Source organism: Acidocella sp. (genome assembly GCF_036489515.1).
In the GTDB taxonomy this organism is placed as follows: Bacteria; Pseudomonadota; Alphaproteobacteria; order Acetobacterales; family Acetobacteraceae; genus Acidocella.
Genome location: NZ_DASXFO010000021.1, coordinates 42,729 through 55,667 on the forward strand (window position 1 = coordinate 42,729; position 12,939 = coordinate 55,667).

The 12,939-nt window shown below is 64.3% G+C and carries 12 protein-coding genes and 1 pseudogene; 7 read left to right on the forward strand and 6 right to left on the reverse strand.

Annotated features, from left to right (window positions below; genetic code table 11):
- Positions 1-21: 21 nt before the first annotated feature.
- Positions 22-948, reverse strand: a complete 927-nt coding sequence (locus tag VGG47_RS03060; protein ID WP_331535394.1) for a histone deacetylase family protein — start codon at positions 946-948, stop codon at positions 22-24.
- The gene (locus VGG47_RS03065; protein WP_331535395.1) at positions 945-1,181 is read right to left on the reverse strand and encodes a sulfurtransferase TusA family protein; all 237 of its coding nucleotides are present in this window, start codon (positions 1,179-1,181) and stop codon (positions 945-947) included. Before VGG47_RS03065 ends, VGG47_RS03060 begins: the two co-directional genes overlap by 4 nt.
- A 64-nt stretch (positions 1,182-1,245) precedes the next feature.
- On the opposite strand from VGG47_RS03065, the gene VGG47_RS03070 reads away from it, so the two are divergent.
- The 5 genes from VGG47_RS03070 (at position 1,246) to VGG47_RS03090 (ending at position 7,073) form a co-directional block, all read left to right on the forward strand.
- Entirely contained in the window at positions 1,246-2,154 is a 909-nt protein-coding gene (locus tag VGG47_RS03070) for an ROK family protein (protein WP_331535396.1), read from the forward strand.
- Between the two features lie 70 nt (positions 2,155-2,224).
- Positions 2,225-3,496 (forward strand): DNA polymerase IV, encoded by a 1,272-nt coding sequence (locus tag VGG47_RS03075; protein WP_331535406.1) that lies wholly within the window; start codon positions 2,225-2,227, stop codon positions 3,494-3,496.
- 170 nt (positions 3,497-3,666) lie between these two features.
- Positions 3,667-4,176, forward strand: a complete 510-nt coding sequence (locus tag VGG47_RS03080) for a flavin reductase (RefSeq protein ID WP_331535397.1) — start codon at positions 3,667-3,669, stop codon at positions 4,174-4,176.
- 357 nt (positions 4,177-4,533) lie between these two features.
- Positions 4,534-5,349: a hypothetical protein gene (locus VGG47_RS03085; protein WP_331535398.1), complete on the forward strand. Its 816-nt coding sequence runs from the start codon at positions 4,534-4,536 to the stop codon at positions 5,347-5,349.
- A 440-nt stretch (positions 5,350-5,789) separates the two neighbouring features.
- A complete protein-coding gene (locus tag VGG47_RS03090) occupies positions 5,790-7,073 on the forward strand; it encodes a GGDEF domain-containing phosphodiesterase (protein WP_331535399.1) in 1,284 nt (427 codons plus the stop codon).
- Positions 7,074-7,169: 96 nt separating this feature from the next.
- Here VGG47_RS03090 and VGG47_RS03095 read toward each other — a convergent pair whose 3' ends face one another.
- Complete coding sequence (locus VGG47_RS03095; protein ID WP_331535400.1) at positions 7,170-8,573, reverse strand: MFS transporter; 1,404 nt, start codon at positions 8,571-8,573, stop codon at positions 7,170-7,172.
- Between the two features lie 212 nt (positions 8,574-8,785).
- Here VGG47_RS03095 and panE point away from each other — a divergent pair, with 212 nt between their 5' ends.
- On the forward strand, positions 8,786-9,703 hold the full coding sequence (panE, locus tag VGG47_RS03100) for a 2-dehydropantoate 2-reductase (RefSeq protein ID WP_331535401.1): 918 nt from the start codon (positions 8,786-8,788) through the stop codon (positions 9,701-9,703).
- A 211-nt stretch (positions 9,704-9,914) separates the two neighbouring features.
- The gene (locus VGG47_RS03105) at positions 9,915-10,985 is read left to right on the forward strand and encodes an AbrB family transcriptional regulator (RefSeq protein ID WP_331535402.1); all 1,071 of its coding nucleotides are present in this window, start codon (positions 9,915-9,917) and stop codon (positions 10,983-10,985) included.
- A 151-nt stretch (positions 10,986-11,136) separates the two neighbouring features.
- On the opposite strand, the gene VGG47_RS03110 is transcribed toward VGG47_RS03105, so the two are convergent.
- The 3 genes and pseudogenes from VGG47_RS03110 to VGG47_RS03120 form a co-directional block, all read right to left on the reverse strand.
- Entirely contained in the window at positions 11,137-12,402 is a 1,266-nt protein-coding gene (locus tag VGG47_RS03110) for an Hsp70 family protein (protein WP_331535403.1), read from the reverse strand.
- Positions 12,403-12,465: 63 nt separating this feature from the next.
- Positions 12,466-12,666, reverse strand: coding sequence for a ribbon-helix-helix domain-containing protein (locus VGG47_RS03115; RefSeq protein WP_331535404.1), 201 nt, complete (start codon positions 12,664-12,666; stop codon positions 12,466-12,468).
- Positions 12,650-12,939: pseudogene (locus VGG47_RS03120) on the reverse strand (RND transporter); the annotation flags it as partial. The pseudogene VGG47_RS03120 and the gene VGG47_RS03115, both read right to left, overlap by 17 nt.

The window sequence follows — 12,939 nt, forward strand, 5'->3', positions numbered from 1 at the left end:
ACTACAATCCTGCCTGAAATTTCACAACCGCATAAGCGCGCGGACATGTGCGGCGGCGGAGGCCGCAGTGGCGTCGAGATCATAGCCGCCCTCCAGCAGCGAGACGACCCGGCCTGGGCAATGCGCGTCGGCGACCGCAAGTAGCGCGTTGGTGACCCAAGTGAAGTCGATCTCACGCAGGCGGAACTGGGCCAGAGGGTCGGCGGCGTGGGCGTCGAAGCCGGCGGAGATGAGCAGCAGTTCCGGGCGGAACGCGTTCAGGGCCGGGATGATTTTATGCTCCCAGGATTCGCGGAAATCGTCGCTGCCTGAGCCGGGGGGGAGCGGCACGTTGAGCACGTTGGCGGCGACGCCCCGCTCATGCACCATGCCGGTGCCGGGATAGCACGGATGCTGATGCGTGGAGGCGTAGAACAGGTCCGGGTCGGGGGCGAAAATATCCTGCGTGCCGTTGCCGTGATGCACGTCGAAATCGACCACGGCGATGCGCTTCAGGCCCCAGCGGGCACGGGCGTGGAAGGCGGCGATGGCGACGTTGTTGAACAGGCAGAAGCCCATGGCGCGGCCGGATTCGGCATGGTGGCCGGGCGGGCGGGTGGCGACGAAGGCGGCTTTGGCCCAGCCCTCCATCACCGCGTCGACGCCGGCGATGGCGCCGCCGGCAGCGCGTAGCGCCGCTTCCAGGGAGCCCGGCCCGAACACGGTGTCGCCGTCGATATAGGTCATGCGGTCGCGGGGCAGGGCCAGAATGGCGTCGATATGGGCCTGGTCGTGGGCGGGGCGCAGCGCCTCGAGCGGCGCTTCGGGCGCGATCTCGCGCAGCAGCGGCACGAATTCCGGGGTTTCCAGCGCGCGCAGGATGTAGCGGATGCGGTCGGCGCATTCGGGATGTTCCGGCCCGGTATCGTGGCCGAGAACCGCCGGGTGGGTGAACAGCGCGACACTCATGGCGCGTCATCCCGGCGTTTGATGGAGAAGCTGAACACGCCGCGGATCTCGCTCGTGGCGATCAGCGCGTGGCCGGTGGTTTTGCAGAAGTCCCCGAAATCAAGGACCGCGGCCGGGTCGGTGGCGAGGATGCGCAGCTTCTCGCCGGCCGCCATGGCGCGCAACGCCCGCGCCGCGCGCAGCACGGGCAAGGGCGATTTTTGGAATTGTGCGTCGATCAGGCGTTCTCCCATGGCGGGAGAATGCGCGTGCCGCAGATCTTGAGCAAGAGTTGGATTCGGCGGAGAATCCCTATCCATGACATATCGTATCGGCATCGATCTCGGCGGCACCAAAACGGAAATTCTGCTCCTGGCGCCGGACGGCACGGAGGTGCTGCGGCGGCGCGTGGCCACGCCTGCTTTCTATGCGGAAAGCCTGACGACGATCGCAGGGTTAGTGCGGGCGGTGGAGGCCGAGATCGGGACCCAGGCAATGGTGGGCGTCGGTATCCCCGGCACGATCAGCCCGGCGACGGGGAAGGTGCAGAACGCCAATTCCAACGCGCTGAACGGGCACGCTTTCGACCTGGATCTGGGTGAACTTTTGGCCCGCGAGGTGCGGGTGGCGAACGATGCCAATTGTTTCGCTTTGTCCGAGGCGGTGGACGGTGCGGCGGCGGGTGCTGCCATCGTGTTCGGGGTGATTATTGGTACCGGCTGCGGGTCTGGGATCGTCGTGCATAGGCGGATCCTGGAGGGTCGGCACCGCGTCGCGGGCGAATTCGGCCATACCCCGCTGCCCTGGCCGCGGCCCGACGAGATGCCGTTGCGGCCCTGTTGGTGCGGCCAGGCGGGGTGTTTGGAGACCTATCTGGCAGGTCCGGCTTTGGCCTTCGAATGCGACGGCGAGGGCGCGCGGGATGCGACGCGGGTGGCGGAACGCGCCGCCGCAGGCGACGAGCGGGCGCGCCGTGCGCTGGCCATTCATTCTGACCGTTTGGCGCGGGCGTTGGCGGCGATCACCAACATCCTCGACCCGGATGCAATCGTGCTGGGCGGCGGCCTCTCCAACCTGCCGGGGCTGGCGGAGAGCCTGCCCGGGTTGATGAAGCCGTATATCTTCGCCGATCATTTCGCCCCGAACGTGGTGCGCAATAAGCACGGCGATTCCTCGGGGGTGCGCGGCGCCGCGTGGCTCTGGCCGGGGAAAGAAGCCGCTTTTTGAAAAAAGCGGCGCAAAAACTTTTGTTTATGCTGGGCCATGGGCGTTGGTGGCGACGACGCCCATGGACCAGATGATCGGCCTCTGCCGCGATTGCGATGCGGCGGTGGCGGGGGAAACCTGCGCCTCCTGTGGCAGTGCGCGGGTAGTGCGGCATGCCGAGCTGCTGGAGCTGGCGATCGGGCATGTCGATTGCGACGCCTTCTATGCCAGCGTCGAGAAGCGGGATCGGCCGGAGTTGCGCGACCTGCCGGTGATCATTGGCGGCGGCGTGCGTGGCGTGGTGTCGACCTGCTGCTATGTGGCGCGGCTTTACGGCGTGCGCAGCGCCATGCCGATGTTCAAAGCGCGCAGCCTGTGCCCGCAGGCGGTGATCATCAAGCCGGACATGGCGAAATACGCCGCGGCGTCGGCCCAGGTGCGGGCGCTGATGGAGGCGCTGACCCCGCTGGTGCAGCCGCTCTCGATCGACGAGGCGGTGCTGGACCTTTCCGGCACTGCGGCTTTGCATGGTGCTGTGCCGGCGGTCACGCTCAACCGTTTCGCCCGGCGGGTGGAGAAGGAGATCGGCATTACCGTGTCGATCGGTCTGGCGCGCAACCGGCTGCTGGCGAAACTGGCGGCGGAGCGTGGCAAGCCGCGCGGCTTCTCGGTGCTGGGAAGCGAGGCGGCTGCGGTGCTCGCGCCGGAGCCGGTGGGGTTGCTGCCGGGGGTGGGCCCGGCCCAGGTGAAGCGGCTTTTTGCGCTTGGGCTATCCCGGGTCGGACAGCTCGCGGTGCTGGATGAACGCGACGCCAGGCGGCTTCTGGGTGAGGAGGGGCCAAGCCTGGCAGCGCGGGCGCGCGGCGAGGACAACCGGCCCGTGCGGCGCGAGCAGGAGCATAAATCCATCAGCGCCGAGACGACGTTTGCCGAAGACCTATCCCGCCTGGCCGATCTGGAGCCGCCGCTTTGGCTGCTCTGCGAGAAACTCGGGCGGCGGCTGCGCGATGCAGACCAGGCGGCGGCGGGGATCGTGCTGAAGCTGAAAACCGACAAATTCGTCAGCCGCACCCGCAACCAGCGCCTGGCCAACCCGACGCAACTGCCGGAAACCCTGTTCGAGGCGGCGCGGGAGATGTTGCGCCGCGAGGCGGACGGCACCGCCTTCCGGCTGATCGGCATCGGCGCCGCCCCGTTGGCCCCGGCCGAGCAGGCGGATCGCGGCGACCTCGCCGATACCAGCGCGGTGCGGCGCCAAGCGCGGCAGGCGGCGATCGACCGGCTGCGGGCCCGGTTTGGCGCAACCGTGGTGCAACGCGGCCGCGGCTTGCCGAAAACGCCGCCGGCCTCCGAAAGGAAGTAAAGGACTACTTTTTGTGAACAAAAAGTAGCAAAAAAACTTTGTTAATCTGGGCCATGGGCTTTGTCGCAGACAGCGCCCATGACCCAGCATAATAAAAGTTTTTGCGCCGCTTTTTTCAAAAAGCGGCCGCTTTCCTTTCGCCGGCCGCAACCATGCTCTAATATTCCGTCATGAGCGCGAATGTGACGATCGACCGGAAACTTTTTCGTGAGGCTATGTCCCGCCTTGGTGCCGCGGTGAACATCATCACCACCGAAGCGGCGGAGGGTGCGGTCGGCTTCACGGCTTCGGCCGTGTGCAGCGTGACGGATGACCCGCCGACGCTGCTGGTGTGCATGAACCGCACCAGCAAGCTGAACGCCTCGTTCAAGGCGGCGGGAATACTCTGCGTCAATGTGCTGTCGCATGAGCAGGAGGCGCTCTCGGCTCTTTTCGCCGGGGGCGACATGCCGATGGCTTCGCGTTTCGCGCAGACCGGCTGGAGCCGGCTGGCGACCGGCGCGCCGGTTCTGGAAGCGGCGGCGGCGAGCTTCGACTGCAAAATCGATCAGATCACGGAAGTGGGAACGCACAGCGTGCTGTTTTGCGCCGTGGTGGCGATCCGCCTGGGTAGCGCCAGCACCGGGCTGATTTATCACGGCCGGGCCTATCACAAGATCACCGGCGCCGACGCAGCGTAGAGGAAAGTGGCCGCTTTTTAAAAAAAGCGGCGCAAAAACTTTTGTGATGCTGGGTCATGGGCGATGTCGGCGACAATGCCCATGACCCAGATTCATAAAGTTTTTTTGCTTCTTTTTGTTCACAAAAAGAAGTCGTTGCCTTCGCTTCGCGGCCTCGTTGCAAGAAATCCAGGGCTTTTCTGCAAACCCGCGTGCAAATCTGCAAGATTTTCACGTGAGCCCTGCATAATCTTCACAGCATCATCAGGCTGGTCCGGCGGGCGGAGCTGCGTACCCCCGCTCGAGGAAGCCGGCCAAAGCGGCCGATGTTACGGCGCTGTTGGGATTTGTGGCTCCATTTGCAGAAAGGCACTGACCGTGAATTATATGAACACTGACCTGCCCGCCAACCTTCCTCAGGAGCCCGACATTTTTATCCGCAGTGCTGATGCTGCGGCGGCAGCGCCGGTGGCGAAGGATTTGTTCCAGGCTTTGGCGGTGCCGCCGGCGCCAACGCTTGACGAGGCCGCTCTGCACCGGACCAATTTGCTGATGGCCCAGCTGTTCGTCACCGCGCTCGGGATTGATCAGGAAGTGCGCTTGTCCGGCCTGCCGGCCTGGACGTCGCTCTGTCGCACGACCAGTTTCGGCATGGCGCTCGATCTGCTCGAATTGTGCAATCTGCGCGAGCTGGGGCTGCATGGTGACCGCAACGATCCGCATTTCGACGCCGACAAGGTCGCCGCGCTGATCGGCCAGATCAACGAGATCTCGAAATATTCCTCGCGCACTGCGCCGGTGGTCGGCTGGCCCTTGGAAGATCTTGCTTACGCGCTCGCGGACCTGCTGGGCCCGGCGGAGACGCGGATCGAGGTGCAGGTGAGCGTGGATCATATCCGCATGCCACCGGTCCAGGCGCATGTCGTAAGCGTCACGGCGCTGCGCCTGTTCCTCGCCATTCTGCGCCGCCGGCATGAGACGCGAGGGGCGGGACCGGTCGGGCTGAGCGTGACCAAGGTTGCGGATGAGGTCACGCTGATTGTCACCGATCATGCGTGCCGCGGCGGGCATGAGGATGGCGGCCTGCGCAAACAGCTGATGCGTTTTGGTGGCAGCATCGATGCCAGTTTTTTGTGGCAGACCCCCGACGAGCATGCTGAAAGCGTCACCATGCGGTTCACTTTGCCGCGCTGACGTGACGTAAGTGAAATTAACTTAAGGACAGGAGGAGGAAAGGGGCCGCTTTTTCGATCAAAAGCGGCGTGGAAACTTTTGTTCCTTCAGGTCGGTGGCGTTGAAACCAGCACGCCCAAAGGAGCCAAAAGAAGCCTTCCCCTTCGCTTCGTGGCACCGGAATGGGTACAGGAACGCCATGCTGACCAGATTTCCGGGTAGGCCGACCGCGGGGCGCGTCTGCGGCGCCAAATTAAATCGATATCAAAACAATTTCGGAAAATGCCTTGACATTCTAGGGGCGAATCATCCAATTTAAGGTTGTTTTTCCGGTTTGATTTTTTCTAGTTACGACGGGGCCATTTTCTGGTGTTGTCTCCCGCGCAAGGATCGTTGTGGCAGGTTTTTTTTACTCCGGCGGTGATGCCGCGCTGTTTCAGCCACGGTCCGAAAAGCCCACTATGAGCTTGGGTCAGGAGACGTTGCGGGACCGGGCGGATCTGCTGCGCGAGATCAACCAAATGCGGCAGGACCAGATGCCTGAACGGCGGGTGTTCCTGGTTGTCATCAACATCGCCGACACCAAAAAATACGACGAGATCATCCGCGTTTTCGGGTACAAATTCGCCGATGACCTGCTAAGCATCCGGCTCGCGGATCTGGAGTTCATCACCCGCCGGCAGCCGGCCTTCCGCGTCGGGTTCTGGAGCGTGGGGTTGGTGTTCCAGGCCGATGAAGAGCGCGATTTCGAAGTCATGCTGACGCGGTTGCTCAGCATGCTGGCGAAACCCGTGATCTGCCGCGGCATTCCGGTTACCATCAAAGGCGGTGTCGGCGTGTGCGATCTGGCGCGCGGGCTGGGGGCGGCGGAGGACCTGCTGCAGGCCACCTTCCTGGCCGGGCAGACCGGGTCGGAGCTCGTCGCCGGCTGGTCGGAATGCAATTATGATTTGTCGGACGATCACCGCCGCGCCTTCGCGTTGATCGCCGAGGCCGAGGCGTCGCTGGCGACGGATTTGGAGTTCGAGCTGAGCTATCAGGCGCGGGTGGATCTGCGCGCCTGGCGCTGCGTCGGCGCCGAGGCGCTGCTGCGCTGGCATCATCCGACGCTCGGGCTGGTGATGCCGGACGAGTTTATTCCGTTGATCGAGATGACCGGGCTGGTGCGCGAGCTGACCGTCTGGGTGCTGACGCGCGCTATCTCGCAGACGGCGAAATGGCACGCCGATGGCTTTAAGCTGAAGACTTGTGTGAACATTTCCGCGAAAAACCTGGCGGAGGCGGATTTCGTCGGCCGGCTCGCTTTGCTGCTGGAAAAATTCGCGCTGCCCCCGGAATTCCTGGAACTCGAATTCTCCGAAAAACATCGCTTCGAGAACATGGCCGATGCCGAGCAGCGCCTGCGCGAGCTGCGGGATCTCGGTGTCAGCCTGTCGCTGGACGATTTCGGCACAGGCGCGAACGGCTTCACCTCGCTGGAGACCATTCCGGCGAGCGTGGTGAAAATCGACCGGCGGCTGATCAACTCGATCGTCGACAATGCCAAGCAGCAGGCGCTGGTGAAGTCGCTGATCCGCATGGCGCATGAGATGGGCATGCAGGTGGTGGCCGAGGGGCTGGAATCGCCGGTGACGCAAAAGATGCTGCAGGACTGGGGTTGCGACGCGGCGCAGGGGTTCCTGATCAACCGCCCGATGCCGGCCGAGGCCTTTATCGCGTGGCTGAGCAAGACCTTCGTCGCCTGACGGCAGGGCCAGGGGCGGTGTCGGCGACAAAGCCCATGACCCAAACTAATAAAGTTTTTTTGCTACTTTTTGTTCACAAAAAGTAGCCTTCCCTTCTTAACTTGCCTTCTTCGCGCGGATCGCGTCGCCGGCGCGCGGGCTTAAGGCCAGCACATCGAACAGGCCGGCCAGGGAAATCATCCCGGTGATGGCGAAGGCGATGTGGAAGGCCATCAGGGGCACGCCATGGCGGTCGGGATGCACCAGCATCGCCAGGCGCAGCGCCACCGCGCCGAGCGCGATGCCCACCCCCATCGCCATTTGCTGGGCCATGTTGAACAACGTGTTGGCGCCGCTCATTTTCGCCGCCGGCACGTCGGCGAAGGCCAGGGTGTTGATGGCGGTGAACTGCATCGAGCGGGTGAGGCCGCTGACGAAGAGCAGCGCCAGGGTCAGGGGGGCAGGGGTGCCTGGTGTGAGCAGGGCGCAGGCGAAGATCGCCGCGGCGTTGAGCGTGCCGTTGACCAGCAGCAGCGAGCGGAACCGGAAGCGCCGCAGGATCGGCGTGGTGAAGGGCTTCATCGCCAGGTTGCCCGCGAACACCGCCAGCAGCAGCGTGCCGGAGGCGAAGGAGCTGAGGCCGAAGCCGAGCTGGAACATGAGCGGGAGCAGAAACGGAAGTGCTGCGATGGCGCTGCGGAATAGCGAGCCGCCCCAGATGGTGGTGGCGTAGCTACGATAAGCGAGCGCGCCGAAATCGATCAGCGGGTGCTCTTGCCGCCGTGCGTGCCGGACGGCGAGCAGGGCCGTGCCCAGCCCGAGCAGCACGCAGAGGCCGGCGGCGGCCCAGGGCGCGCCCTGATGGCTGAACAATTCCAAGCCGTACATGAACATAAGACAGGCGAGGCCGGTGAGCAGGAAGCCGAACCGGTCGAAGGGTTTGCCGGTGACCGTTTTGCCGGCGGGGATCAGTGTGAGCGCCAGCGGCAGCGCGATCAGGCCGAGCGGCAGGTTGAGCAGAAAAATCCAGTGCCAGGAAGCATAGGTCGTGATGAAGCCGCCCAGAGGCGGCCCCAGCACTGGGGCGGCGAGGCCGGGCCAGGTGATGGTGGCGATGGCCTTGATGAGATTGTGCTTCTCGGTCGAGCGCAGCACCGTGAGTCGGCCGACCGGCACCATTATCGCCCCGCCGAGCCCCTGAAGGACGCGCGCCAGTACGAATTCAGGCAGGGTGGTGCAGAGCGCGCAGAGCAGCGAGGCCAGGGTGAACCCGACGATCGCGCCGGCGAAGACCCGCCGGGCGCCGTAGCGGTCCGCCACCCAGCCGCTGGCCGGGATCAGCACCGCGAGGGTCAGCAGATAGGCCGAGACGCCGATATTGAGGTCCACCGGATGCACCCGGAAGCTCGCGGCCATCTGCGGCAAGGCGGTGACGACGACCGTGCCGTCGAGATTTTCCATGAAGAACGCACCGGCCACGAGCAAGGCAATGGCGGCGCTGCGGGAGACGGGGAAGGCCAAAAATGGGGCTCCTGGGGCGAGATCGCTTGAAACCGAATCGCTGGCGATTCGGTTGAGCGATGGAATCGCCCGTGCCATCAAGGTTAGAGCATGATCGATCTAAAGCAATCATGCCCTGGCGACGCGATGTCGTATGCTATGCCAGGATGAGAGATGGTGCCAAGCATGCAAACGGCGTGTTAGGTAACGGGCAACGGAAGGGGAGCGGTGGGATGCGCATACTGGTGGTCGGCGCGGGATCGACGGGTGGCTATTTCGGCGGGCGGCTGGCGCAGGCCGGGCGCGACGTGACGTTTCTGGTGCGCCCAGCCCGGGCTGTGAGACTGCGCGATGAGGGCTTGAGGATCGTAAGCCCGCATGGCGATTTCGCCGTGACGCCGAAGCTGGTGACCGCCGACGCGCTGCAGGGCGCCTATGACCTGGTGCTGCTGACGGTGAAAGCCTATGCGCTGGAATCGGCGATGGAGGACATCGCAGCGGCGGTGGGAACCGAGACGATGATCCTGCCGGTGCTGAACGGCATGCGGCATATCGACGATCTGCGCGAGCGGTTCGGGGGCAAAGCGGTGCTGGGCGGTTTGTGCCGCGTGATGACGACGCTCGATGCGCAGGGGCAGATCGTGCAGCTGACCAAGATGCACGATCTGGTCTACGGCGAGCTGGATGGCACGGTCACGCCCCGGATCAGCGCGGTGGACGCAGAACTGCAGGGCGCCGGGTTCGCGGCGCAGTTGAGCGAGCATGTCGAGCGGGACATGTGGGACAAATGGACGATGTTGGCGAGCCTCGCGGGGATCACCTGCCTGATGCGCGGCACCATCGGCGAGATCGAAGCGGCGCATGGCGGTGCGGCTTTCGCGGTGCGTTTCATGGACGAGGTGACCAGCGTGGTGAAGGCCGTGGGGCAGCCGCCGCGCGCCGCGGTGCTGGAGGCCGTGCGGGCCGCGGTGACCCAAAAAGGCGCTCCGACCACGGCTTCGATGTATCGCGACCTGATGCAGGGGGGGGGCGTGGAGGCCGACCAGATCCTCGGCGATCTGCTGTCGCGGGGGGAGCGTGCCGGGATCGACACGCCGCTGCTCGCCGCGGCTTATGCGCAGCTTGGCGTGTATCAGAACAGGCGAGGTTAAGCGCAAGAAAGCACTACTTTTTGTGAACAAAAAGTAGCAAAAAAACTTTGTTAATCTGGGCTTTGGGCGTTGGCGCTGACACAGCCCATGGCCCAGCATAGCAAAAGTTTTTGCGCCGCTTTTTCAAAAAGCGGCTACTTTCTTTAATCAGGCAATCCAATTTGCTGCACTGCATCTTGCCGGCGCGGCGAGAGGCTTTCATTGTAGACTCGTGAGCCTCACTAAATTCCCTGTTGCCGCCCAAGCCTGCGGCCTCCTCCTCCTCTCGGTCGTTCTCGAACTGCTATTGACGCAACTGCATTTGCCGGCGGCTTTATTGCTGGGGCCGATGAGCGCTGCGATCATTTTCGCGGCGCTGCAGACCGGCATCCGCATTCCCTTCCTGCTCTTCACCTGCGGCCAGGCGATCGTCGGCTGCATGATCGCGCGCACGATCACCGTCTCGATCTTGCGGGACATGCTGGCCGACTGGGCGGTTTTTCTCGGCGCGGTGGTGGCGGTTTTCGTCGTCAGCAACGCGCTCGGCTGGATGCTGGCGCGGCTGCGCGTGCTCCCCGGCAGTACCGCGATCTGGGGCTCTTCCCCGGGCGGCGCTACCGCGATGGTGCTGATGTCGGAGGCGTTCGGCGCGGATATCAGGCTGGTCGCCTTCATGCAGTATCTGCGCGTGGTGTTCGTGGCCGTGGTCGCGACTCTCGTCGCGCGCATCTTTACCGGCAGCACTGGCGGGATGGCGGCGCAAAATTGGTTTCCGCACATTGTGCCCGGACCGCTCGCGGAGACGCTGGCGCTCGCCGCGTTCGGCGTGGTGCTGTACCGTAAATGGCGCCTGCCCGCCGGGGCGCTGCTGGTGCCGCTGTTTCTCGGCGCGTTCCTGAACGGCGCCGGGGCGATGACGATCGAGCTTCCCCCCTGGCTGCTGGCGGCCAGTTACGCGCTGGTCGGCTGGAGCATCGGGCTGCGCTTCACCCGGCAGATCCTGGCGCATGCGGCCAAGGCGTTTTCCCGCGTCGCCGCCTCGATCCTGTTCCTGATCGCGCTGTGCGGCGTGCTGGCGGTGCTGATGGTGAAAATCATGCACGTCAATCCGCTCACCGCTTATCTGGCGATGAGCCCGGGCGGCCTGGATTCCGTGGCGATCATCGCCGCCTCGTCACCTTCGGTGAACATGCCGTTCGTGATGGCGATGCAGACGGCGCGCTTCCTGGTCGTGGTGTTCGCCGGCCCGCCGATCGCCCGCTTCGTCGTCAACAGCCTGCGCCGCTACGCCCCGCAAGGATAAAGAGAAAAGAAAGGCTACTTTTTGTGAACAAAAAGTAGCAAAAAAACTTTGCTAATTTGGGGCATGGGCGTTGTCGCCGACACAGCCCATGACCCAGCATAGCCAAAAATTTTTGCGCCGCTTTTTTTAAAAAGCGGCTGCTTTCTTCTCTCTAGCCAGCGCGGTCGCCGCCGATCAGGGCCAGGCCCTCGGCGACGGAGACGAACTCGCCACCGGCGGAGAGTTTTTCCGCGCCGAAGCGGCGGGTGAACAGCGCGCGGACGGCGGGGACGAAGGAGGTGCCGCCGGTGAGGAACACGCGGTCGATATCCTGCGCTTTGAGGCCGGCCTGGGCCAGGGTGGCGTCTACGCTCTCACCCAGGCGTTCCAGGTCCGGCGCGATCCAGCTCTCGAACTCGTCCCGCGTGATGGTACGGTCGATGGTGAAATCGTCGTGCTCGAAGTGCAACCGGGCTTCCGGCGCGTGCGATAATTCGGCCTTCACCGCGCTGACCGTCTGGTAGAGCTGGTAGCCGAGTTCGTCCTGGATCAGGGTGACGAGGTTGAGCAGCAGCGAGGGATCGTCGCTGGCGCGTGCGACTTCTTCGATATCGCGGAGAATTTTTGGCGTGCGCATGAGCGAGAGCCGGTGCCAGCGCGCGAAGCCGTTGAAATATTCTACCGGCACCGGCAGTTCCTTGCCCATGATCTTGTAGAAGCTGCCTTTGCCGAGACGCGGCGAGACGGCGTGATCGATGATCCGGTAGTCGAAACTGTCGCCGGCGATCCCGACACCGCCATGGGCAAGTGGGCTGAGCGGCTGCGCGGCGCCGGGGGTGAAGCGGATGATCGAAAAATCGCTGGTGCCGCCGCCGAAATCGCCGACCAGCACGGTGGTGGGCGCGGTGAGGGTGCGGATGAAGCGGTAGCCCGCGGCCTGCGGCTCGAAGGCGACATCGACCGAGGGACAGCCGGCGGCGGCAAAGGCGGCGCGCAGCCTGGTCTCGCCGAATTCGTCATCGGCGAAGTCGCCGGCGAAACGCACCGGCCGCCCGGCCACGATATGGATGTCCTCGCCCTGCAGCCCGGCGGCCTCGAGCAAGGTGCGGAGGAAGACGGCGATCATCTCCTCAAGCGAGAAGGTGCGGCCGAAAATACGGGTGTGGGCGAAACTGCGCTGCGCCAGATAGGTCTTCATCGACATGATCAACCGGCTGTCGATCGGATCGTCCAGATAAGCGGCAATCCCCTCCGGCCCCCCGGCATGCTGCAACGCGCGCCCCCCGCCATGCTCGCGCCAGAAGCACAGCACCGTGCGAAACACGTCGAACACCTCATCCCCCAGCCCAAAGCGCTGCGTCCGCACGCTGCCATCGGGCTGCAGCACGGCAACCACCGTATTGGTGGTGCCGAAATCAATGCCGACCAATTGTGTCATCCAGCACCTTCGCTCAGGGAGCGGGGCTTTGACCGCGAATGACGGCCCAGCGCAAGGGGGGCGCTATTTCGCCTTCAGCGCAAACACCCGCAACGCCGAGGCCAGCGGCTGCGCCTGGATGCGGGAGGCATCGATGCGGGTCACCAGAGCGGACAGAACCAGCCCCTCCTCCTGCGCGATGGAGCACAACACCTCCCAGAAATCGGGCTCCAGCGCCACCGAGGTGCGGTGGCCGGAGAGGCTGAAACTACGCTTTTCCAGCATGCCGCGCATCAATCACATACAGCAGCGCCGGCAAAAAGACGAAGGTGGCGATCAGCACCGCGCCTAAGCTCAGGAACAGCAGCTCGCCCATGCTGGCCGTGCCCCGGTCAGCACTTGCCGCCAGCGTGCCGAACGCGGTGCCCGTTGTCAGCGCCGAGAACAGCACCGCATGCGCCGTCGCCGAGCCCAGAAACCGCCGCATGCCCGCGCGAAAATTCATCACGAAATACACGTTGAACGACACCCCCACCCCCAGCAGCAGCGGTTTCTGGG

Excerpts from the sequence above, each read along its gene's own strand:
- panE (WP_331535401.1), top strand. The coding sequence starts at position 8,786 with ATGCGCATACTGGTGGTCGGCGCGGGATCGACGGGTGGCTATTTCGGC.
- VGG47_RS03115 (WP_331535404.1), bottom strand. The coding sequence starts at position 12,666 with ATGCTGGAAAAGCGTAGTTTCAGCCTCTCCGGCCACCGCACCTCGGTG.
- VGG47_RS03060 (WP_331535394.1), bottom strand. The coding sequence starts at position 948 with ATGAGTGTCGCGCTGTTCACCCACCCGGCGGTTCTCGGCCACGATACC.
- VGG47_RS03080 (WP_331535397.1), top strand. The coding sequence starts at position 3,667 with ATGAGCGCGAATGTGACGATCGACCGGAAACTTTTTCGTGAGGCTATG.
- VGG47_RS03070 (WP_331535396.1), top strand. The coding sequence starts at position 1,246 with ATGACATATCGTATCGGCATCGATCTCGGCGGCACCAAAACGGAAATT.
- VGG47_RS03110 (WP_331535403.1), bottom strand. The coding sequence starts at position 12,402 with ATGACACAATTGGTCGGCATTGATTTCGGCACCACCAATACGGTGGTT.
- VGG47_RS03090 (WP_331535399.1), top strand. The coding sequence starts at position 5,790 with ATGAGCTTGGGTCAGGAGACGTTGCGGGACCGGGCGGATCTGCTGCGC.
- VGG47_RS03075 (WP_331535406.1), top strand. The coding sequence starts at position 2,225 with ATGATCGGCCTCTGCCGCGATTGCGATGCGGCGGTGGCGGGGGAAACC.
- VGG47_RS03065 (WP_331535395.1), bottom strand. The coding sequence starts at position 1,181 with ATGGGAGAACGCCTGATCGACGCACAATTCCAAAAATCGCCCTTGCCC.